The sequence below is a fragment of the Labrys sp. LIt4 genome (genome assembly GCF_017813775.1).
GTDB lineage: Bacteria > Pseudomonadota > Alphaproteobacteria > Rhizobiales > Labraceae > Labrys > Labrys okinawensis_A.
Map to the genome: position 1 here is coordinate 1 of NZ_JAGIPY010000027.1, position 22,141 is coordinate 22,141.

At 57.6% G+C, this 22,141-nt stretch carries 18 protein-coding genes and 3 pseudogenes; 12 read left to right on the forward strand and 9 right to left on the reverse strand.

Features of this window, described 5'->3' with window-relative positions; genetic code table 11:
- Nucleotides 1–139 precede the first annotated feature (139 nt).
- Both J8I29_RS30180 and J8I29_RS30185 read right to left on the reverse strand, forming a co-directional pair.
- Nucleotides 140–259, reverse strand: a pseudogene (locus tag J8I29_RS30180) (IS5/IS1182 family transposase); the annotation flags it as partial.
- A 67-nt stretch (nucleotides 260–326) separates the two neighbouring features.
- Nucleotides 327–463, reverse strand: a pseudogene (locus J8I29_RS30185) (transposase); the annotation flags it as partial.
- A gap of 305 nt (nucleotides 464–768) precedes the next feature.
- Between J8I29_RS30185 and J8I29_RS28550 the strand changes: the two are divergent.
- Nucleotides 769–2,226 (forward strand): hypothetical protein, encoded by a 1,458-nt coding sequence (locus J8I29_RS28550; protein WP_209434252.1) that lies wholly within the window; start codon nucleotides 769–771, stop codon nucleotides 2,224–2,226.
- Nucleotides 2,227–3,159: 933 nt separating this feature from the next.
- On the opposite strand, the gene J8I29_RS28555 is transcribed toward J8I29_RS28550, so the two are convergent.
- Complete coding sequence (locus J8I29_RS28555; RefSeq protein ID WP_209434253.1) at nucleotides 3,160–4,503, reverse strand: porin; 1,344 nt, start codon at nucleotides 4,501–4,503, stop codon at nucleotides 3,160–3,162.
- 1,119 nt (nucleotides 4,504–5,622) lie between these two features.
- Here J8I29_RS28555 and J8I29_RS30190 point away from each other — a divergent pair.
- The 4 genes and pseudogenes from J8I29_RS30190 to J8I29_RS28575 all read left to right on the forward strand — a co-directional run.
- Nucleotides 5,623–5,875 (forward strand): annotated as a pseudogene (locus J8I29_RS30190) (IS630 family transposase); the annotation flags it as partial.
- A 326-nt stretch (nucleotides 5,876–6,201) separates the two neighbouring features.
- Nucleotides 6,202–6,792, forward strand: a complete 591-nt coding sequence (locus tag J8I29_RS28565) for a MarR family transcriptional regulator (RefSeq protein ID WP_245197469.1) — start codon at nucleotides 6,202–6,204, stop codon at nucleotides 6,790–6,792.
- 177 nt (nucleotides 6,793–6,969) lie between these two features.
- Entirely contained in the window at nucleotides 6,970–7,527 is a 558-nt protein-coding gene (locus J8I29_RS28570; RefSeq protein WP_245197466.1) for a hypothetical protein, read from the forward strand.
- 82 nt (nucleotides 7,528–7,609) lie between these two features.
- Nucleotides 7,610–8,155 (forward strand): peroxidase-related enzyme, encoded by a 546-nt coding sequence (locus J8I29_RS28575; RefSeq protein WP_209434257.1) that lies wholly within the window; start codon nucleotides 7,610–7,612, stop codon nucleotides 8,153–8,155.
- A 524-nt stretch (nucleotides 8,156–8,679) separates the two neighbouring features.
- Here J8I29_RS28575 and J8I29_RS28580 read toward each other — a convergent pair.
- Nucleotides 8,680–9,723 carry a LacI family DNA-binding transcriptional regulator gene (locus J8I29_RS28580; protein WP_209434258.1) on the reverse strand — a complete coding sequence of 348 codons (1,044 nt, stop codon included), beginning with the start codon at nucleotides 9,721–9,723 and terminating at the stop codon, nucleotides 8,680–8,682.
- A gap of 136 nt (nucleotides 9,724–9,859) precedes the next feature.
- On the opposite strand from J8I29_RS28580, the gene J8I29_RS28585 reads away from it, so the two are divergent.
- The 6 genes from J8I29_RS28585 (at nucleotide 9,860) to ugpC (ending at nucleotide 15,987) form a co-directional block, all read left to right on the forward strand.
- Nucleotides 9,860–10,894 carry a Gfo/Idh/MocA family oxidoreductase gene (locus J8I29_RS28585; protein WP_209434259.1) on the forward strand — a complete coding sequence of 345 codons (1,035 nt, stop codon included), beginning with the start codon at nucleotides 9,860–9,862 and terminating at the stop codon, nucleotides 10,892–10,894.
- Between the two features lie 9 nt (nucleotides 10,895–10,903).
- The gene (locus J8I29_RS28590; RefSeq protein WP_209434260.1) at nucleotides 10,904–11,806 is read left to right on the forward strand and encodes a sugar phosphate isomerase/epimerase; all 903 of its coding nucleotides are present in this window, start codon (nucleotides 10,904–10,906) and stop codon (nucleotides 11,804–11,806) included.
- A gap of 65 nt (nucleotides 11,807–11,871) precedes the next feature.
- Complete coding sequence (locus J8I29_RS28595; protein WP_209434261.1) at nucleotides 11,872–13,104, forward strand: sugar ABC transporter substrate-binding protein; 1,233 nt, start codon at nucleotides 11,872–11,874, stop codon at nucleotides 13,102–13,104.
- A gap of 92 nt (nucleotides 13,105–13,196) precedes the next feature.
- The gene (locus J8I29_RS28600) at nucleotides 13,197–14,099 is read left to right on the forward strand and encodes a sugar ABC transporter permease (RefSeq protein ID WP_209434262.1); all 903 of its coding nucleotides are present in this window, start codon (nucleotides 13,197–13,199) and stop codon (nucleotides 14,097–14,099) included.
- Nucleotides 14,096–14,923 (forward strand): carbohydrate ABC transporter permease, encoded by an 828-nt coding sequence (locus J8I29_RS28605; RefSeq protein WP_209434263.1) that lies wholly within the window; start codon nucleotides 14,096–14,098, stop codon nucleotides 14,921–14,923. The genes J8I29_RS28600 and J8I29_RS28605 overlap by 4 nt, the downstream gene beginning before the upstream one ends.
- Nucleotides 14,920–15,987 (forward strand): sn-glycerol-3-phosphate ABC transporter ATP-binding protein UgpC, encoded by a 1,068-nt coding sequence (gene ugpC / locus J8I29_RS28610; RefSeq protein WP_209434264.1) that lies wholly within the window; start codon nucleotides 14,920–14,922, stop codon nucleotides 15,985–15,987. The genes J8I29_RS28605 and ugpC overlap by 4 nt, the downstream gene beginning before the upstream one ends.
- Nucleotides 15,988–16,168: 181 nt before the next feature.
- Here the strand turns inward: ugpC and J8I29_RS28615 are convergent, their stop codons facing one another.
- The 4 genes from J8I29_RS28615 to J8I29_RS28630 all read right to left on the reverse strand — a co-directional run bounded on the left by J8I29_RS28615 (nucleotide 16,169) and on the right by J8I29_RS28630 (nucleotide 20,875).
- Nucleotides 16,169–17,014 carry a carbohydrate ABC transporter permease gene (locus J8I29_RS28615; RefSeq protein WP_209434265.1) on the reverse strand — a complete coding sequence of 282 codons (846 nt, stop codon included), beginning with the start codon at nucleotides 17,012–17,014 and terminating at the stop codon, nucleotides 16,169–16,171.
- Between the two features lie 3 nt (nucleotides 17,015–17,017).
- Nucleotides 17,018–17,938 carry a sugar ABC transporter permease gene (locus tag J8I29_RS28620; protein ID WP_105864880.1) on the reverse strand — a complete coding sequence of 307 codons (921 nt, stop codon included), beginning with the start codon at nucleotides 17,936–17,938 and terminating at the stop codon, nucleotides 17,018–17,020.
- A gap of 118 nt (nucleotides 17,939–18,056) precedes the next feature.
- On the reverse strand, nucleotides 18,057–19,316 hold the full coding sequence (locus J8I29_RS28625; protein ID WP_209434266.1) for a sugar ABC transporter substrate-binding protein: 1,260 nt from the start codon (nucleotides 19,314–19,316) through the stop codon (nucleotides 18,057–18,059).
- Between the two features lie 65 nt (nucleotides 19,317–19,381).
- Nucleotides 19,382–20,875, reverse strand: a complete 1,494-nt coding sequence (locus J8I29_RS28630; RefSeq protein WP_209434267.1) for an alpha-glucosidase/alpha-galactosidase — start codon at nucleotides 20,873–20,875, stop codon at nucleotides 19,382–19,384.
- Between the two features lie 168 nt (nucleotides 20,876–21,043).
- Between J8I29_RS28630 and J8I29_RS28635 the strand changes: the two genes are divergently transcribed.
- Nucleotides 21,044–21,964 carry an AraC family transcriptional regulator gene (locus tag J8I29_RS28635; RefSeq protein WP_348536197.1) on the forward strand — a complete coding sequence of 307 codons (921 nt, stop codon included), beginning with the start codon at nucleotides 21,044–21,046 and terminating at the stop codon, nucleotides 21,962–21,964.
- A 44-nt stretch (nucleotides 21,965–22,008) separates the two neighbouring features.
- Here J8I29_RS28635 and J8I29_RS30345 read toward each other — a convergent pair whose 3' ends face one another.
- Entirely contained in the window at nucleotides 22,009–22,140 is a 132-nt protein-coding gene (locus J8I29_RS30345; RefSeq protein WP_280871355.1) for a hypothetical protein, read from the reverse strand.
- Between the last annotated feature and the right edge of the window lies 1 nt (nucleotide 22,141).

Consider the following 22,141-nt stretch of genomic DNA (forward strand, 5'->3'; position numbering starts at 1 on the left):
CAGACCAAACCCTGCGAATGCGCGAATTTCTTCGCTAACGCAGGATATGATCGAACCTAATTTCATAATGCTCTAGGATCCATAAAGGTCGAAAAACGCTCTGGGTGACCGACCCATAACTTCTCACGCAAATGCGGATTGAAGCGAGCTGGACAGAGGCGAGGAAGTTGTCGTCACGCTTGTCGTAGCGTGTGGCGACGGCCCTGACGTGTTTGAGTTTATTGAAGAAGCGCTCGACGGCGTTGCACTGGCGGCAGAGCCGGCCTTGCGGCACCGATTGGAGCGGTTGACGCAGGGGCCGATAGCGCGAGGTGATGTCCGCCCAAAGGGACTCCGGTGCGTAGGCGCCAGAAGATGCCGTTCAGAACGCGTCGATCATCCACGCGTGCACCCCACGTACTTTTGTCGGCAGAAGCGGCTCGATCACCGACCACTCGAAATTCGCCAAGCCAAACCGCGCCATCTCAACCTCCAAGATTAAGATCAATGAATCACAGCGCCACCTCTCAGGGAAGCTTGTTTATGAGAATGTGACATTTTCAGATAAGTATCCTTTATTATACATCACTGCCAATAATGATGCGCCCATGATATTTTGCTGGAAAATTCTACACATTTCTCTTAGCCTTTCTAAGGCCTACCGCCTTGGACCTCTTGAGATCTACAATTTTGCCTCACGCTGCCTACGTATCTAATCAGAGACAAATCGTTATACGCCAGTATGGACTGCTCTCTCCTCTGGACTGGGGGGATGACTGCAATGAAGAAATGCGCAGAGCCAATCAGTTCTGGAATAGGCTCGTAGAGATCGAACACAAATATATTGAAACGTATCGTTCTTTAATAAACGAAAATCCTAAAATATTAGCTGCACAGAACCAAATTGATACTCTCATAAAATTTAGGAAAAAATTAGAAACAGAAACAAAATCAACGCACGATATCCACACCGTGGTTGTCGCAAAAGAGCAAATTCAAGGAGTGGGGAAGAGAATAAATATTCTATCGAGAGAAGTTAAATCAATGCGCATTCTCGCAAAAAAGAATAACAAAAATAATATAGAAATTAATGAAATAAATCGAAAAGAAGCAGTGAGGTTAATCCGAAAGGACAGCGGAGTATGGTGGCAAACGGCTGAGGTCGCCTACTTGAGATATCTGGATAACCGTCAACGCGCTATGAAAGGCGGGACAGAATTGCGATTCCGATCGCTGGACGCGGACAATATTCAAATCGTCAATCGAAACCGCAGAGACCTGAGCCTCGACGAAATATTTGAAGGAAAGGGTGAATTCTCGTTAACTCCCCTCCCCCCGAATGCTTTTACACATAAAAGCAAGGGCGAACGGCGACGATTGCAACGCACACAATTGACACTTTGCGTATACTCAAGGAGGCGTCAGCCGCGACTGGTAACTTGGCCCATGCAAATGCACAGGCCTATCCCTGACAATTGCACCATTAAATATGTTACCGTGACTCGCAAGAAGGTGGGGCCTAGAACTGAGTGGAAAGCGACATTCACCTGCTACTGTGACCCCGAACCAGTACTCGTCACTTCTCCAGGTGCAACCGCAACCGTCACTTTCAAGCCTCACTATTTCGGCGATTGCTTACGAGTCGCACAGGTTACCAGTTCCACCGGGGACAGCGAATGGATCACGTTGCCAAGGCGAGAACTTACTCGCTTCGATTATGTTGGCGAACTTATTGTCGCACAATGCGGCGCCCGATCAGACTTACGAACTGCACTCGCAAATCTCGAATGGGACAACGCCCCGGAACATCTTCAATCGCTCTGGGCGCAGATCGGGGACGCGCCTGTCTCGTCTCGGTGGCTTCAAAGACTTATACAGGCTTGGCCTAAAAATGGCTGGCAAGATGATAGGCGCCTAAAGTTTGAAGAACGGTTTCGACGAGATCTACGAAACTGGCGCGAGATTACAGGCCTTCGCCTGCGTCTGCAGCGAGCCCGTCTTGATCATTACCGCAAAGCAGCACATGAGCTTGTCCATAGATATGGGACTATCATTGTTGACGATGTGCCATCGAGACAATGTTTGGACCAAAGCCTGAGAGACATCGACAACACGAAAGCCAAAACGGAAATCCGACGGCTTCAACAGATTGCGGCACCAGATATCCTACGGCAGGCAATCATCATGGCGGCCAGAGCTCATCATTGCGCTATCGCCACCTCTGACACGCCCCCTGACGATAGGTAATGTAAATCGGATCTTGTGTATAAATGTATACTTATATTCATGTTGACTAACTTATATTCAATATATACTGTTCCTTCAGTCCAGGCCTAGATGGGGATTTCTAGGACTTGAGTATGTGAAGAAAAAATCTTCACGTACCCATATATACGCTATCACATCTGAAAAAGCTTGGTAGCATCGTTCTGTATAACTTTGTTTACAGGACTCTGTCTGAGATATTGGCTGAACATTGTTGGGTTGGTTCGTGCAATGCGGTGAATGACGAACTTCAAAAAGAAATCGACGTCCGCTCGGCCGCTGACCAAATCGATAAGATTAATTGCAAACATTCTGGCGACGATCTACGGCGGGCCTGTACTGCTCAGGGTTTGACCATAGGGAGTTCTGCGCCTTGACCTGAGTGGCCTTCAGCACTCTGGCACGTTTAGAATCCTCATATCTCGTTCAGCGCCGAAACCTTCATTTTATTGGCGATCGCGATATGACGAGATCTATTGAGCTATGCAACTTCGTATCTAAAGGTCTCGCACACTGCAGCTTGTCTTGACCTGACAGATCACTGTTCACACACCACAGCCATAAGCGACTGGGAAGGAGTCGGCCCAAAGCGGCGATCCTGTCTCGGGAGTCGTGTGGGACGAGGCGGGCGACGCCGGCTAAGTAGGACCGCAGGTCAACGGCACTTTGGTATGCGTGTCTTCACGAGTGCGGAGATGAAGGACCGATTCTGGCCACTGCCACCAGATTTGAGTTTCTTACTCCCGACGAGGCCAAGATGGTTGGGAGAACGCGTGAATAACAATCTTTTGTTAGAAGGGACGATTTATTTCGGGGGCATGAAAATGAAAACCCCGCCGATTGTTCGACGGGGTTCTTTATCATGAATAAGGCGAGGGTTTTCCGCTTTCACGCCCTCTCCTTCATCGGTCTAAATTAGAAGACTCGCTTCAAACGGATGCCGCCCTGCCAGATGTTCTGCTTCACATCCTTGATGACAGTCGTTGCTTCTTCACCGGTTCCGACCGTATCGAGGACGTTGCCGAACTTGTTGCGAGTATAGGCAACTTCAGCGCTGATGGTCAGGTCCTTTACAATCGTATAGGTCAGGTTGCCCGCGATCGTGAAGGCCTTGAAGGAGGGATCCAACGTTGGGTCGAGGAAGTCCTTGGCCTTGGTGTCGATGTAGCTGCCAACCAGGTTGGCATTAAGGACAGGCGTGATATTGCCACCAAGTTCGGCGACAATGGACCACCCCTTAGCCGTCTTGTAGCGAAGGGTATCGGTGCTGGCGAGGTAGAGGTCACCGGGAACGCCGAGGCTCAAGGTGTCGTTGGTTGCACCAAGGTAATGCAGCGCTCCATTGGCATACTGCCCTTCGACCACGAAGTGGCCCTTCTCAATCGCGGGGATGTTCAACAGCAAGCTCGCGCCCGCGGCATAGCCCCACTTCTGCTTGTGTGGAAGAGCAACGGGATCACCCTGGGGAATACCATTATTCGAGACTTGAAGCTCTTCAGCCGAACGCGACTGGTGAACGGCAGCCGAAACGGCAATCGCACCCCAGCTTTGGTCGAGGCGCAATTGGCCGACGACGTCGGGAATCTGCTGCCCTCCCTGAAGCGATGAGAACGACACGGTAGAACCGGCCAGGGCAGGGATATAATTCCGTCCGAAGTTGCCATACCGATGGTCGCGGCCGTCTTCGACCGACAACGTAGCGCTGAAGCCGCCGCCAAACTGGGCGGTGTAGGCGATCAGGTTGACGGTGCTTCCCTCGGCGTAATAAGGCGCCCAGATGGTGCTGCCCCAGTCGGCGTCATAGAAGCCGAAGAACGAGTGAGCGTAACCAGCCGTCAGACCGCCGAATTGAATGAAAGCCTTGTCGATCGAGAAGGTGTTGTCATTATACACGCCGCCGCGGCCCTGGACGCTGATCGGATGCGAGTCGGCGTTGATCTGGAAGTAGGAACGCAGCAGACCCCAATCAGTGTCCGTGCGGGCATCGAACCAGATGCGGGCCTGAGCGTTGAAGGCCGAGCGATCATCATTGCGTGAAAAGCCGGAGCCACCGAAGACGTGGTAATCCGCCCGGACATCGCCGCCGATCTTGAGGCAGGTGTCGCTGCCGGGGATGTAAAAGAAGCCGGTACCAAAGGCAGAGCAGACCTTAACGTATTCCACGGCTTCGCCCTTAGTCATGGGCAGGTCAGCTGCCTGCGCGGCGCCTATAACAGCAACGCCTGCGGCGGCACCTAGGAGTAGGGACTTCACGGTCATGAGATAACCTCCAAGACTTTGTTCTACAGAAAGGAACGTTGCTCCGTTCCCGCAATTGACACGCAACACCCCCAACCACACGTGAGTGCCGCACCGCCCACTCGTTATACGCGAGAGCCACAATCTAAATGCGCCGACTCGAACGTATTCCGTAACACCTACTTGGCCAGAAAAGCCACAAATCACCAACTTCAAAACAAAGTGTGATAAAACAGCCACATATTTGCCATTTATGTATCTTTTTTATACACAAAAATATAGGAAATAAGTATTATTTATACATAATTTAGGAAAAAGTATCTTTTTATATACAAAGAATAAACAATATATTTCCTAAATAGATTTATAATATACAAATCTCTATTTTTTATCTTCAACTATATATTCCATAGGAGGTTTTCCTATCAAAAGAGACAGGCGAAAGAATGCTTCTGTTCCGCAGTGTATCTTCTTGTGCTCTAATCTAGAAATAATATTGAAGTTCACTCCGGCTATTTTCGCCATCTCCCGCACAGATATATTCATTTTGGCTCTGGACTCTTTTAGGTCCTCACAAAATCTATCCCAATCCACCTCAATAACCGCCGATACGTTCCTCATATTACCTCTCTCTACTCCTCTCCTTTAATTTGATTAAATAAAAACTTCATAAAACTGATAAAGTGATATCTTTAGCGGTATAAATAGGGCGATTAAATTCCAAAATGTCCCAATTTCATGAAATCACTTTGTATCTTTTTGTATTCAGGCCTGCACGAATGCCACTTGAATGATTATATACGATTTATATTGACATATCATTTGTCAAGTTACTATGCTTCTTGAGCGTGGTTTGCGAGACCCCGCATTGATAATGAAAGCTCGGTTGAGATTGACCTCCCAGCCGGGCTTTCTATCTGAGTATTGGCCATTTCCGGCTGCCTGCTCCACCGCCTCCTCGGCCCGGTTGAGCATTCATTCACGCGTTTTGCGTGATATATCCGTTATATGCAGCCAAAAGTTGTGATGCTCCATCTACGGACGAAGCTTGCAATTCAAAGAAATTATGAATTACGCGGAAGATGATGGGAACGGCTGTGGATCACTTATACGAAACTCTTCCATCCCGAGAGTGGAGGCGCCGATCAGCGCTGTGCGAGCGCCTCCCTGTTCGGCACCATCTGCCCCGCGCGGAGCAGGGGCCGCACTGGCGTTGCCCTTCGCCAATACCGACACCATGCAGCGTCATATCGACGAGATCGCCCTCAACGTCGCCAGAGGCGCCCACGCCGTCTTGCTGCTGGACCGCGCCGGATGGCAAACCACCGCCAATCTCGCCTGGCCGAAGAACATCACGCCGATCCTGCTGCCCTCGCGCTCGCCCGAACTCAATTCGGCTTTCGCGAAGCAAAGGCGCTCCGCTGTCGCCCCCCTTGGGGGGTCTACGCCTGCTCTACGGACCGGAGGGGTCGCGGTTCTCCAGCCAGTTTCCACCGGCTGTGCGCTATAGCGGCATCTCGCTCGCCGTCCAGGTTTCGGGCGCGATAGGAGGTGGCCTGGTTCCGATCGTCGCAACCTGGCTGTTGCTCGTCGATTTCACTTGACGAATAATTAGGAGTCCTAAATAGTTGAGGCATGGATCATGCTTCGGACTCAGACCCGATCGTCGTTCGCCTTCGCGAAGGCTTTGAGAGGATTGCCCTCGTTCTTCGCACGGAGATGTGGGTAGCTGCGACGGAAGCTGGTTTGAACCCGAGCCAAGCACAAGTGTTGAGTTTGTTAGCGACACGGCCGGCCGGGCTTCGCCCGAAGGAGATCGCCTCGCACATCGGCGTATCCCCAGCAAGCACGGCGGATACGCTGAGCGCTCTTGTTCGCAAGGGGCTTCTGTTTCGAGACCCAGACCCGCGAGACGCTCGCGCCGTAATAATTCGCACCAGCCCCGAAGGACTCAGCCTCGGCACCTCCATCGCTCGCGCTTCGCACCGGGTGGCCGGTGCGCTTGGCACGCTATCTCCCGAGGCTCAGGCAAATCTGCTGCTTACACAGATAACATTGATCCGGCAGCTCCAGCTGGCAGGCGCCATCCCCGTCCAGAGGATGTGCGTATCCTGTCGCCACTTTCGGCCGCATGCCCATCCGGGCAAGGCCTCATCGCATCATTGTGCCTTTGTGAACGCCGCGATCGGAGGCCGTGACCTCCGCCTCGATTGCGGCGAGCACGAAGAGGCGGACCCCGCCGTTCAGGCTGCCACCTGGGCGACATTCATCAGCGGATCGCCGCCCCTCCAAGCCCAACCGTCAACCTGAGAAGGAGATATCATCGTGAACGTCACCAATCTGCGAGGCGCCAGTCTCGCGGCAATTGCGTATTGTTGCCTTTCGGCAGTTGCCTCAGCCCACTCCATCAAAGCCGAGCCCGCTAACGGCACTCTGGCGTCGTTCGATATCGTCGAGACCACGATTGTGACCAAAGGGGACACGGCCGTGTTCACGACCCGCGTGCGGGGTGAAGCCGGTAAGGACAAGCCCGACGCCACGGGCAAGTTCGAAGGTTCCCAAGTTTATGCCTATGTCTGGCCGACCAGCCTCGATAGCGGCGACATAGGGTTCGACAAGGCTCAGGGCATCGTGGCCCTCGCCGTGACGTTCCATCCCGATTTCGACGATGCCGCCTATGGCGGCAAAAACCGGCACATCTGGCATCCCCATTGGGTCGTGCTGGCTAAGGACAAGGCGTGCGGCGCCGGCCTGAAGGTGGTCGACATCCCCGAGGGCTCCAAGCCCAAGGTCCCACCGACGTGGCCGAATGTGCCGCTGCTCATCGACAGTCCGGAATATCCCACCACCTTCAAGGGCGATACGGTCGATGTCGAGATCCCGCTTTCGCTCATCAGCGGGATCAGCGGCGCTTCCTTCGACGGGGTCACTGCCGGTCTGAAGGTCAACGGCAATCTTCACGCCCCGCTGCTGTGCGTGGCGGACGTCTTCAAAATAGCATCCGGCGATCTCTCGCTGCCGGGCAAAGTCGTTCCCGCCAAGTAAGCCGGAACAGAAAGCGGCCCGACGACTGCCATCGCCGGACCGCTGGATAACCCCCTCCAAGCATAAGAGAAGGAAATTTATTATGACACACGTTAATCTGGTTGATCCAGCCTCGTCTTCAGCAGCGGTCAAGCCGACGTTGGACAAGATCAACGGCGCCTTCGGCGTCATTCCCAACATGTTCAAGGCCGTCGCCAATTCGTCCGCTGCGCTGAACAGCATGTGGGGTTCGTTCGGCGCCCTCTCGGGCGGCAAGCTCGGCTCGCGGCTCGGCGAGGAGATCGCCGTCGCGATCGCCAACGTTAATCAGTGCGAATATTGCCTCGCGGCCCATACCGCTCTCGGCCGCAAGGCGGGCGCCTCGGTCGACGAGATTGCGGCTGCGCAGGTGGGCAAGTCCTCCGATCCGCGCACCCAGGCGGCTCTCACCTTCGCGTTGAAGATCGTCCGGGACCGTGCTGCGGTCAGCGATACCGACATCGCCGCACTCAAGGCGGCCGGCTTCGACGACGAAGGGGTGGTCGAGATCATCGCCCATGTCGCGCTCAATCTCTTCACCAACTACGTCAACGTCGCGCTGAACGTTCCGGTCGATTTCCCGGCCGTCCAGTTGAAGCGTGTGGCGTGATTCAACCGGCCGGGCTCTTCATCCAAGGGCCCGGCCTTTGATCTCGCAAGGAGACGCACCGCCATTGCTTCGCTCCTCGCTTCATCACCTCAAACCCGCGGTTAGCCGAATGCCGCAAGAACGAATTGACCCGCTTCCTCGCGGACGCCGAAGAGCCGCCTCCCCTACTCTGTCCCAATATGGCCGAGCATTATCGCCCCCAAGGTCGAAGGGCTTTACACGGCATTGCGGGAGGAAACGGAGACGAAGCGCCTGAATGCCGGCGACATCATGCGCTCTCTGGTGAAAGCCATCGTCTTGACGCCCGAGAACGATGAACTCCACATCGACATACGCGGGGATCTGGCGGGAATCCCGACGCTTGCGACGAACACGAAAAACCCCGCAGCGATTGAACGTCGGCTGGGAAGGCGTGCGGCCTAGCCCTAGGCCGTTGGCACGCCACAGGCGGACAGCACCTCGACCGGACAACGTTTTTCGCATCATCGCGGGCAGCTGCGGGTTTTACTTGATGCTCTTGATGTCTAATTCCTGCGATCCGCCGGCCCGTTACCATCACTTTCTCCTGGCTCAAGCGTCATGGGCCAAAGCACGCGTGCTGGACGCTGGGCATAGGCGGCCGCATAGCCCGGCATTGTGGCGAGCAAGGTCTCGGCGAGGGCGACGCCGAGGTCGCGATGCTTAAGGCCATAGGCGGTCAGCCGCGGCGAAAGGAAATGTGAGTGTGGGCTCTGCCGACCGATGACTGCAATATCACGACCAGGCACCATGCCAGCCTCACTCAACCCGCGATAAAGTCCTGTCGCGAGCATCTCGTTGACCAGCAGGATCGCCGTGGGGCGTTCTTTGCAGGCAAGCAGTTCACGAGCGATCTGATAGCCACCCCTCTCATTTGGCAGGGAACGGAATATATGCTCGTTGGCGAGCGTCAAACCGTGCCTGGCGAGCACGTCGCGGCACCGATCGACAAAGATATAACCAAGATTCGTGTCGTCATGAGGCCGCGTGACAGCAATGTGTCGATGACCGCGCTCCACCAGGCGCTCGATCGAGGCCTGCGCTATGCCCTCGAAATCGAGATCGATCCATGGCTGGCCGACATCCGTCAGACTGCGCCCCAACGTGATGAACGGTATCTTGCGCCTGGCAAGTAGTTCCAGCCGTGGATCGTGGCGTCGGGTAGACGACAAGATGATGCCATCGGCGAAACCGCGCGCAACAACGCGCTTTAAATAATCAAGCGGGTCTTCTTCGGAAGAACACAACAGAGCGACCAGGTCGAGCTTATGCCGGGCGAACACCGCTTGCACACCATCGAAGACGCTCATGAAGAAGGTATCGCCATGGCCCGTGATTTCGGGCCCGGTCTGCATCATGAAGCCGATGATGCCGGTAGAGCCTTTACGGAGTGCCCGGCCCGATTGGTTGGCGACATAGCCAAGGGATTTCGCGGCCTCCAGCACACGTTTGCGAGTTTCCTCGTTGACATCGGGCTTGCCATTGAGGGCGCGCGAGACGGTGCCGATGGAAATGTCGAGATGCTCGGCAAGTTGGCGAATGCCTTTCATGTTTCCTCGTCTCCCCCGACTGCGTCGACTGCCCGCATAAGCGCCTATTGACATAAAATAGCTTCCACCCATAGGATCGTAAACGTTTACGGACGCCAGTCGAGGAGTTTCTGGCCGCCGTTCGGGGAGGAAAGTCGTGACGTACAAGGTCGTTTTGTGCGGGTGCGGAGCTATGGCCAAAGGCTGGCTCAAGGCAGTCGCAGACACGCCAGCTCTCAAGGATTGTCTGACGGTCGTCGGCCTGGTCGATCTTGACCGCACCGTCGCTGAGACGCTCTCTCGTGAGTTCGATCTCGGCGGCGTTGCGATCGGCACGGATCTCGACGCCGTGCTGTCGGAGGCGAAGCCGGATATCCTGTTCGACATCGTGGTTCCCGAAGCGCGCCGAACCGTTGTCGCGACCGGCCTGGCCCATGGATGCCACGTCCTCAGCGAAAAACCGATGGCAGTCTCCCTGGCCGAAGCGCGGGAGCTGCTCGGGCTTGCCGAGATTGCCGGAAAATTGCATGCGGTCGTGCAGAACCGTCGCTACATCGCGGGCATACGCCGCATTCGCCGCATGATCGAGGACGGCGCACTCGGTCGCCTCACCGGCCTGCATTGTGACTTCTTCCTCGGCCCCCATTTCGGCGGCTTCAGGGAACAGATGGACCATGTCCTGCTGCTCGACATGGCGATCCATACCTTCGATGCCGCACGCTTCATCTCAGGCAAGGATCCGCTCGCCGTCTATTGTCAGGAGCACAATCCGCCCGGTTCCTGGTACCGGCACGGGGCGGCAGCCAACGCCATCTTCGAACTCTCCGACGATGTCGTCTTCACCTATCGAGGATCGTGGTGCGCCGAAGGTAGTCCCACGAGCTGGGAGAGCGCCTGGCGCATCACCGGTACCATCGGCACGCTCCTTTGGGACGGATTCGACAGATTCGAGGCGAACATCGTCACGGGAACGGACGGTTTCTTTCGCGAGGTTACGCCGATCGGTGTCCCGATGCCGGCAAACGAGGCCGACATCCACGGCCACGCCAGCGTGATCGGGCGTTTCCTCGCTGCGATCCGCACCGGCGACCGGCCGGAAACGGATGGCAGCGACAACATCAAGAGCCTTGCCATGGTTTTCGGTGCGATCGACAGCGCCCGCCACGGCAAGCGCGTCACCATTGCAGCATAGGATATTTTCATGACCAACCCGGCAAGATCCATCCGTATCGGCACCATGGTGCGCGCCTCGGACGGCAGCGCGGCCAGGCGCATCGGTCAAATCGCCGATATGGGCTTTGAAAGCTTCGAACCTTTCTTCTGGCAGACGACCAATGGCCAGGATCTCGCCGAGCTCGGCAGGCGCTGCAGAGAAGCCATCGGAGAGCGGGACATCACCATTTCCACGCTCGGCATGTTCGGCAATCCGCTCGAGGGGAGCGACCTCGACCAGCAGACGCTGCAGGGCTGGCAGGACTGCATCGACAATGCTCATCACTTCGGCGCCACTTGCGTTGCCGGCTTTACCGGCCGCCTGCGGGGCAGGCCCCTTGTCGACAGCCTCCCCCGCTACAAGGAGGTATGGAGCGAACTTGCCAAGCGCGCCGCCGACAAGGGGGTGAAGATCGCTTTTGAAAACTGCGCCATGGACGGCAACTGGCAGACCGGTGACTGGAACATCGCGCACAATCCCGATGCTTGGGAACTCATCTTCAACGAAACGCCGGATGAGCATATCGGCCTGGAGTGGGAGCCCTGCCACCAGATGGTCTATCTCATCGAGCCCCTTCCGCAGATCCGCAAATGGGCGCCCAAGATCTTCCACGTGCACGGGAAGGACGCGACGATCCGTTGGGACGTTATTCGCGAGCACGGCATCTTCGGAAAGGAACCGTTCGTCTTCATGCGCACGCCGGGGTTCGGCGACACCAACTGGACGGACATCATTTCCGAACTACGCCTGGCTGGTTGGACCGGTTCCATCGACATCGAAGGCTGGCACGATCCGGTCTACCGCGGCGAGTTGGAAATGACCGGCCAGGTCCATGCCCTGAACTATCTCAAGAAATGCCGGGGCGGCGATTTCGTCTTCGAGCCGACCTGAGACGCCGAGCCGGTAAACAAGAAGAATTGCCGGTGCTTGAGGGATAACCACAAAGGAGGAAAACTATGGCCATCCGCAAATTTGCAATGATCGGCGCCATGGCGCTGGCAGGCGCTTCCCTCTTCTGCCTTTCGGCGAGAGCGGAGGACGTTACGCTCACCCTCTGGTCTCTCGACAAGGACATTCAGCCTGCGCCCAATCTTGTCAAGGCGTTCAACGAGCAAAACAACGGCATCAAGATCGAATACCGGCTGATTCAGTTCGATGACGTGGTGACCGAAGCCATGCGCGCCTATGCAACCGGCCAAGCCCCGGACCTTATTGCCGTCGACAATCCGGAGCACGCGCTTTTCTCCTCACGCGGTGCCTTTCTCGATCTCACCGACATGATCAAGGCATCCAAGATCATCAAGCCCGAAAATTATTTCCCAGGCCCCCTGAAATCCGTCGAGTGGCAGGGCAAGTATTATGGCGTGCCAAAGGCGACGAACACGATCGCGCTCTACTACAACAAGGATATGTTCAAGGCGAAGGGACTTGATCCGAACAAGCCGCCGCAGACCTGGGACGAACTCGTCGAAGACGCTCGCAAGCTGACCGACCCGGCTCGAAACGTCTATGGTTTGGCCTTCTCCGCCAAGGCCAATGAGGAAGGCACCTTCCAATTCCTGCCCTGGGCCCAGATGGGTGGCGGCAGCTACGAGAACATCAATGCCGACGGTGCGGTCAAGGCGCTTCAAATCTGGAAGACGATCATCGACGAGAAGCTCGCTTCGCCCGACACGCTGACGCGCGGACAGTGGGATTCCACCGGCACCTTCAATTCCGGCAATGCGGCCATGGCGATCTCGGGTCCCTGGGAGCTCGACCGTATGTCCCAGGAAGCCAAATTCGACTGGGGCGTGGCTCTGCTGCCGGTCCCCAAGATCGATTCCGAGCGTTCATCTGCGATGGGCGACTTCAACTGGGCGATCTTCTCCACCAGCAAACATCCCGCCGAAGCCTTCAAGGCTCTCGAATATTTCGTGGCGCAAGACGACAAGATGTTCAAGAATTTCGGCCAGCTCCCCGCGCGTTCCGACATCGCCATTCCCCAAACCGGGCAGCCGCTAAAGGATGCCGCCCTCAAGGTCTTTCTCGAGCAGCTCAAATACGCAAGACCTCGCGGCCCGCACCCGCAATGGCCAAAGATTTCCAGGGCAATCCAGGATGCCATCCAGGCGGCGCTCACCGGACAGATGAGTCCGAAGGAAGCGCTCGACCAAGCTGCCGACAAGATCCGGGCCGTGCTTGGCTAGCTTTCGCGATGGTCGGGAGGTCTCTGGCCGTTAAAGCCGGCCGCGCCCCTTCCCTGCAAGATCACGGGTTACGTTGGAGCATTTGGCGACCTATGAAACGGATCTTCTCAAGCCTCAGGGATGGTCGCGGCTTCGACGTCGTGCTCGTCGCTCTTCCTCTGTGTTTTCTGCTCCTGATGGCAGGCCTGCCACTCCTCTATAATGTCGTGATGAGCTTTCAAGAGGTTGACATGTTCAGCCTCGGCACCATCTCCCGGCCCTTCGTCGGCTTACGCAACTATCGCGCCCTGTTCTCACAGCCGGAAACGCTGCCTATTCTTTACAACACGCTGATCTTCGTTGCCGGTTCGATCGCAGGCCAATTCCTGATCGGCTTTGGCCTGGCGCTGTTCTTCTGGATCAACTTTCCCGGTGCCTCCTGGCTGCGGGGTCTCTTCCTGGTCTCCTGGGTCATGCCCGGCCTTGTCGTCGGCGCGATCTGGAACTGGATCCTTTCGGGTGATTTCGGCGTTCTCAACTTCATCCTGAAGGAAGGCGGCCTCATCTCAGGCAACATCTTCTGGCGTTCCGATCCGCATTATTCTCTCTACGCCGTCATGATCGCCAATATCTGGCTGGGAACAGCTTTCAACATGATCCTGCTCTCGGTCGGCCTATCCGCCATTCCAAGCGATCTCTACGAGGCTGCTGAATTGGATGGCGCGAATGTCTGGCAGCGCTTCTGGACGATCACCTTGCCCATGATGCGCTCATCGATCGGTGCCATCGTTGCGCTGGGCCTGATCTTCACGCTCCAGCAGTTCGACCTTTTCGCGGCCATAACGTCCGGTGGACCGAATAATTCGTCCAACGTCACCCAATACTGGGCCTGGGATCTTTCCTTTCGCCAATATGACTTCGCCAAGGGAGCGGCTATTTCGGTCATCATGATCGGTTTCGTGATGCTCGCCTCGATCGTCTATGTGCGCTCGACACGACATGAGGTGCGCGGATGAGCAGAAGTGTCAGCAACCGCCTTATGCTCGCAATCGCCGTCATCCTCGCGGGAATCTACCTTTTCCCGCTCTATTGGATGTACATCACGGCGCTCAAGAGCGGTTCGGAGATGTTTGCGACGCCGCCGAAGTTCTGGCCGTCGTCATCGCAGTGGAGTACTTACGGTTATGTCTGGCAAAGCCGCCAGATGGGCCGCTATTTGTGGAACTCGCTGGTCATTGCCGCCGGCGCCGTGGCACTCATCACCGTTCTTGGCGTGGGCTGCGCCTATGTATTGGCGCGCTATCGCAACCTCTGGGTGGATATCGGTCTCTTCCTGATCCTGATGCTGCAGGTGCTGCCCGCCTCGCTCATGATCACGCCGATATTCGTCGGCTTCTCTCAACTCGGACTGTTGAACTATCCGCGCCTGGCCGTGGTGATCGCCATCGCCGCCAAGAGCATGCCCTTCTTCGTGGTTCTTGTACGCGCAACCTTCATGACGGTGCCGCAGGAGCTCGAAGAGGCAGCGCTTGTGGATGGCAATAGTCGCATCGGTGCCTTCTTCAACATCGTGCTTCCACTCGCACGCAACGGCATCCTCGTCAGCGCCATCCTGATCTTCATGCAGGCCTTCGGCGAGTTCGTCTATTCGAAGTCGATGATCCAGGCAGCAGAGCTTCAACCGGCGAGTGTCGGCCTCTACTCATTCATGGGGCCGAACACCAATGAATGGAACAACATCATGGCCTATGCGACCATCTATGTAACCCCAATTCTCGCTGTCTTCGTCCTCTTGCAGCGCCGGATCGTCTCGGGTCTTACTTCGGGAGCGTTGAAATGACCGCTCAGATCGAATTGTCCGGCGTCAACAAGCACTATGGTGCCTATCATGCCCTGAAAGACATAGATCTGTCGATCCACAAGGGGAGTTTCACGGCGCTTATCGGCCCCTCGGGCTGTGGGAAGTCAACTCTGCTGCGCTCGCTGGCCGGACTCGAGAGCATCTCGACGGGCACGCTCAAGATCGCCGGCGAGGTGATGACCAGGGTACCGCCGCGCAAGCGCGACGTGGCCATGGTCTTCCAATCCTATGCACTCTACCCGCATATGACGGTTGAGGAGAACCTCACCTACAGCCTGCGTATTCGCGGCACGCCAAAGGCGCAAGCGAAGAAGGCAGCGGCGGAGGTCGCCGTGACTACCGGCCTCTCGCACCTGCTGGGGCGCTATCCACGCGAACTTTCCGGCGGCCAGCGCCAGCGTGTCGCGATGAGCCGCGCCATCATCCGCCACCCGAAGGCCTTCTTGTTCGACGAGCCGCTGTCCAATCTCGATGCGGCCCTGCGCGTGCACATGCGAAAGGAAATCCGCGCGCTCCACGACCGCCTCGGCGCAACCTCGGTTTACGTCACCCACGACCAGATCGAGGCGATGACGATGGCCGACCATGTCGTCGTCATGCGGGCCGGAGTCATCGAGCAGCAGGGGCGTCCTCTGGATCTCTACGATAAGCCGCTCAACAAATTCGTGGCGGGTTTCATTGGTTCGCCCGCCATGAATTTCATTCCAGCGATCGGGGGAGAGGACGGCCGTTCGCTCGTGCTCGACCTCGGTCAGCGCCAATCCGTGGACCTCGGCTATGCCGTCCAGGCTGGTCGCAAGCTGATCGCGGGTCTGCGCCCAGAGCATATCGCCATTGCCCCACCGGACGGTGCTATGCTCAAAGTGCCGGTCGCCGTCGTCGAGTCCACGGGTGCGGCGACCCATCTAACCACAGCAGCCGCACCGGAACTCGCAGTGGTCGTCAATGGTCGGGCGGGACACTTCGCCGGCGAAATGGTCGGTCTCAACTTTTCACCTGCACAGCTCCACCTTTTCGACGCACAGACGGACCTGCGGATCTAACTCCACCGAGCCCGCGGGACGATCATGGGTGATCGTCCCCATTCACGGTCGGGGGAAGCAGACGCAGATGCAGTACCAACGGCAAGCCATCCGTCCCCTTGAAGTTGATTGTCCCCGTCCAGATCCATCGATTACAGCGGCACATGCGATGCTTATCGAGCGGGACGAGCGATCCTTTGGATCAGCCCTTCACGGCCCCAGCTGCCAGGCCTTCGACCAGAAAACGCTGCAGATAGACGAAACAGAGAGCGACAGGGACCACGGCCAGTACGGAGGCTGCCATCAGCAGGCCCCAATCGGTCTGATGGGAACCTCGGAAAATCATGATGCCAGGGGTCAGTGTCCGGCGCGCGTCGTCATTGATCAGCACATAGCCAAACATGAATTCGTTCCACGCCGCAACGAAGGCGAAAACGCTCGTGGCGAGGATCCCGGGCGCCGTCAACGGCAGCAGAACGCGCCAAATGAAGCCAAGGCGCGAGCAACCGTCGATTTCCGCCGCCTCTTCCAATTCCCGCGGGACGTCATCGAAAAAGCTCTTCAGCATGAAGGTGACGAGTGGAATCATGAAGGTGCAGTAGACGATGATGAGCGCGCGATAGGTGCTTAACAGCCCCAGATGCTGCATCAGCCCGTAAAGCGGTACCAGCAGCAGGACACCGGGGATCATTTGCGAAACCAGCAGGGCACCGCCCACGACCTTGCTCACCGGATAGTGTCCCCAGCGGCTCAAGGCGTAGCTGGCAAACACCGAGACGATCAGGGTCAACAGCGTCGCGCAGACCGCTACGATCAGACTGTTTCGGAAGTAGGTGAGAAAGTCGCTCTCGAACAGGACGCGGGCGAAATTGTCCAATGTCGGAGCTGCAATCAGCAAAGAGGGCTCGTTACTCATTACCTCCGACGCTGGCTTGAGTGCGGTATCCACCATCCACACGAACGGGAACAGGCAGAACAGGCACAGGAGGGCGAGTATGCCGTAGGTAAGGCTGGCGGCAATCAGGCGCTGGCTGCGTGATATCACCATGGCTCAGGATCTCATGCGACGGTTGCCGTAGAAATACACGAAGAACAGGCTCGCCATGAAAGCCATCGACATCGATGCAAGGGCGCAGGCGGCGCCGACATCATAGTCCTGCATGGCATATTTATAGATCATCACCGGCAGGGTCTGTGAAGCATTGAGCGGGCCACCCTCGGTCATCACCCAGATGAAGTCGAAGTTGATGGCAGTCCAGATGATATGAATGACGATCAGAGTGAGGGATACAGCCTTCAGATGCGGCATGGTGATCACCCAAAAGCGGCGGATCGGGCCGGCGCCGTCGATGGCAGCAGCCTCATGCAGATCGGCTGGCACGGCCTGCAGCGCTGCCAGCAGGCTGATCGTGTAAAAGGGAAAGCTGCGCCAGATGTTGACGAAGGTCACCGTTGGCAGGGCGGTATTGATCTGACCGAGCCAATCGTGCGGATTGTCGAGGAGACCCAGTCGCACCATCCATGCATTGAGGACGCCATAATCGGGATTGAGCAACCACATCCAGTTCAGGCCGGCGATGGCGATCGGGATGACCCAGGGTACCACGACAACGCCGCGGAAGAATGCTCTGCCCTTGATCGGCTGCGCGAGGACCACCGCTGCGGTCAGGCCGAGCAGATATTCGCCGCCGACCGAGAGCGTCGTCCAGCTCAGCGTGTGCCAAAGCGCGGGCAGGAAGTCCTCGTCCTCCAAAACCGTGCGGAAGTTATCGAGGCCAGCGTAACCTCGCGTTGCCGGGTCGACGAGATTGCCGTAATGGAAACTCTGCCAGAGCACATTGCAGAGCGGATAGGCAATGAGCGCCAGGATGAAGGCGGCCGAGGGCAGCAGGAAAAGTGCCGCCATCCTGCCCAGATGTGTGTGGCGCGGGGTCGCGCGCCGGATCGAGGCGACCCTGTTCCGGATAGCCATGAGATCCGCATTCGCCATTGCCCAACTCCCATCGCAAGCGCACGCCAGTCACCGCGCCCGCACCTTCCCGCACTGCCGGCCATGTCCGAGGCTTTGAGGCAGACGAAGCGTGCAAGCCTCAATTCTGGGCCGACATCTGCCCGGTCTGGCGCAGGCTCTTGTTGATTTGCTTGCCAAGCCAGGCGGCGACCGCCGCCGGTTCCTCATTCTTGAGAAGCACCCGCCCGATCGCTTCCTCCATGTCACGCGTGATCGAACCGAGGGCTATCTGGGGGAAAGACACGCCGGTTGGCGTCAACGAGGTGAAAGGCGTGCCCCAGATCGCATCGCCCTGTACATCCGTGCGGGGGGATCGATCGGGAAAGACGGCGGTCTGGTAGTCCTTGCTGAGCATGAAGGACGCGAACTCCCAGGTCTCGTCGGGGTGTTTACCCTTGTAGATGAAAAGAGGGTTGATTTCGAAGAAGGTGGCGCTCTTGAGGCTCGCGGGTGGTGGCGCGACACGAACATCTTTCATCTGTTCGGGGTTCTGGTCGGCGCGGTTGCGCATCCAGGGTCCGTTGATCACCATGGCATATCGGCCAAGCGCGAAATTGGTGTCCTCCTCTTCCCACCCCCAACCCGATGCTTGTGGTGCGATCACTCCCTTGTCGCGAAAACTGCGATAGAGGGCGAAGACCTGCGTGGCCCGTTTCATCGCTTCGGGATCATCGGCCCAATCGTTCCTGAACTTGCCGTCAGATTGGCGCTTGGCGATCTGGACATCGTTCTGGGCCAGATACATGATCAGTTCCTGTGGCGAGCGCACACCGCGCCCGGCAATGCCGAAGCCGGGCTTGCCGGTGGTTTGCTTGATCTTGAGGCTGGCATCGACCAGTTCGTCCCAGGTCTTGGGCGGGGCGGCGATACCCGCCTGCTTGAGCATGTCGGTGTGGTAGAGCAGCCCGCGCAATCCGAGATAGTTCGGCAGGGCGACCAGCTTGCCATCGATCGTGAGCCCCTTGAGGGCATTAGGATAGATCGCCTCGCGGTCGTTCCATTTACTGGCATAGGGTGTCAGGTCGGCGAGCGCTTTCATGCGGTCGAACTCACCAAGCCACTCGATCAGCCCCCAGCTCAGATCCGGTGCGTCGTTACTGGCGATCGACGTGACAAGCTTGTCGTGCAGGGCCTGAAAGGCGATGACCTGCGTCTTGATCTTGATGTTGGGGTGGCTGCGCTCGAACTCGGCGATCTTGGCGATGGCCGCCTTGCCATCTGCCTGGGACGGATCCCAGGCAGTCCAGAAATTGAGGGTTACCGGTTCTGCCTTTGCCAAGCCCGGCATCAGCGGCGAAAGCAGGGCGCCGAGCAGCAATCCTATCTTCAGGATTTTCATGATGTCTTCCTCCCGCTTGTTGCGACAGCTTGCTGCTGTCTTGCAGTGTAGTCAGTAGCGGCGGCTCAAGCGACGACCTGTTGGTCGGGCGAGAGCCCCCCCTCCTTGCGTGCACGTTCTGTCCGAAGCTCCTCGACAGAGCGAACGGGCAGTCGGGCAGCACCCTGCCAGTCGCGCTTGGGAATGCGGCTCTTGGCGAGGCGAGCCTTGGCATCCTCGATGGCATGGGCAAACTGAGGAAGCCATTTGGCCTGGGCGACCAGCATCTCGTCGGTCATCTGCCAAACTTCCTCGGGCGTGCAGACGGCACCGACCAGGGGGTCATGCAACATGGCGAGCTTGAGCAGGTCGACATCCCCCGTCACGGCTGCCTTCACCGACAGGCGCTGCACGTTTATGGATGCAATGCACGGAGCCGCGCAGGCGTCGGGAAGGGTCAGGCCTGCCACCATGTTCAGACCGAAACGGTCGACGAAGCCGGTGCTCTCCACGATGGCATCCGCGGGCAGATTGGTGATCAAGCCGCGATTGCGAACGTTGAAATGCCCGCGGTAGACACGTCCCGTTTCCAAAGCCTCGATGATGTAGCTGGCATGTTCGCTCGTTCGCCGGCCCGGATCGATCGGCTTGCCGGCATCGGCCAGGAGGCGGGGAAACTCTTCCTCGAACCAGTTGCGCCCTTCGGTACATACTCGCAGATAACCGCCGGTTTCGCCGTGGATCCATTCCGAAAGGTCGATCCAGCGTTCGATCTCCTCCGGCCGTTTGCGGTACCAGGGCAGATATTCCGACAGATGCCCGTTACTCTCGGTCGAGTAGAGGCCAAAGCGCCTGAGCACGTCGATGCGCACCCTCTCCTGCTTGGAGTAGACCGGATGGCGCTCATAGGCTTCCAGCAGTTCCTGCTTGCCGATGCGCCGGCCCTTGTGGCGTATGTCGACGTACCAGGTCTGATGGTTGATGCCGGTGCAAATATAGTCGACGTCCTTGGGGTCCTGCGCACCCAGTACTTCGGCGATCTGGCGCCAGCCATGCTGCACGCCGTGACACAGACCGATGGTGTCGACGCCGCCATGGTCGAGTGCCGCCCAGGTGTTCATCGCCATCGGATTGGCGTAGTTGAGCAGGCGTGCGCCGGGCTCGGCCACCTCTCGGATATCCTTGCAGAAGTCGAGTATGGCCGCGATGGAGCGCTGGCCGTACATGATGCCTCCGGCGCAGATGGTGTCACCGACGCATTGGTCGACACCATATTGTAGCGGAATGCGAATGTCGTCGGCGAAGGCTTCGAGGCCGCCGACCCGCGCGCAGTTGATGATATAGCGAGCACCGGCGACGGCCTCCCGACGATTGGCCGTGGTTGTGATGCGGGCCGGAAAACCGTTGGTTTCGATCATTCGCCGCAGGATCTGTCCGATCATCTCCAGATTGTGCTGGTTGATGTCCGTCAGCGAGAATTCGACTTCCCGCAATTCTGGCACGCAGAGGATGTCGCGCACCAGCGTTCGGGTGAAGCCAACGCTACCGGCCCCGATAATCGCAATCTTCATGGCACCCATGGCCTGCAACCTCCCTGCAACGCAATTTGCCGCCTGCCCGGGGCAGCAAACTTGGCTGGATATACCGATTGGATCTGCCCAAGCAGTGGCATATCTTCAACCGAACGCATTTATGCGCAGCGCGGGTAATGCGGACCAGAGGACGATAGTGCTCTTTAGGGTAATTTTGTGCTTAGCCTTCTCACTGCCAACAGCCCGTTCCGCCATACGATTTCGCTACCGCGCCGGCGCGACCGCCTTCATGTGATGCCGACCAGCACAGGATATGAAATTGCGGACGGGCCAGCCTACGATTGGGATGGTCGCAAGCGAGGCACGACGCCTTTTTCGATATTGCAGCACACCATCGCCGGAGCCGGACAGTTGCAATATGAAAAGAGGCGCTACAGGATCGGCCCGGGGGAGACGATGCTGGTAGCCATTCCGCACGCTCACCGCTACTGGGTGGAAAGAAACGACAGTTGGTCCTTCTTCTGGATTGCCATGTGCGGGCAGGAGGCATTGCGTCTGCATCGGGCGATCCTCGCGGCAGCCGGTCCCGTGCTACGTCTGCGCTCGGAGACGATCGATGCCCTCGCCGGGGTGGCTTTGGACCTCACCGATAGTGAGCTGACCGCTGGAAGGGCCTCGGGCCTTGCTTACAACGCCACGATGACGCTGCACGATGATGTCATGGCCCGCCACGAACCCAGCCCGGGCACGGGCCGAAACCTGGCCATTGAGCGTGTGACGGCTCACATCCGTCAGCATCTCGACCGAGATCTCGACGTGTGCGTGCTTGCTGACATTGCAGGAATGAGCCGTGCTCATTTTAGTCGGACCTTTCACCTGATCGAAGGAGTGGCCCCATCCGAATTCGTCATGCGCGAGCGCATGCAACGGGCCGCGCGACTGCTGATCAACGCTCAGCTCAGCATCAAGGCTATTGCCAGCGCATGTGGCTTTGTCGATCCGAACTACTTCGCCAAGGCGTTCCGGCGTACCTTTGCCATCAGCCCGTCGGAGTTTCGCACCACGGGAATGTATGCAGCCCAGCACGGCACTCAACAGGAGAAAATTCTGCAGACGGCCAATGGCCGCGGTGATTGATCTCGCCGGTGGACCAGGGATCCGCCGCTCCATCGCATCGAGCCTCACCCGACCCAGCGCCCATTCACCATCTCGGCGAGGATCGCACAATTCTTGTCTCGCCCATGATCGATCAGCGCCGCCCCGTTCTCGACCTTGATCACCAGGCCCCACCCGTCATACCAGAAGCGGGTCACG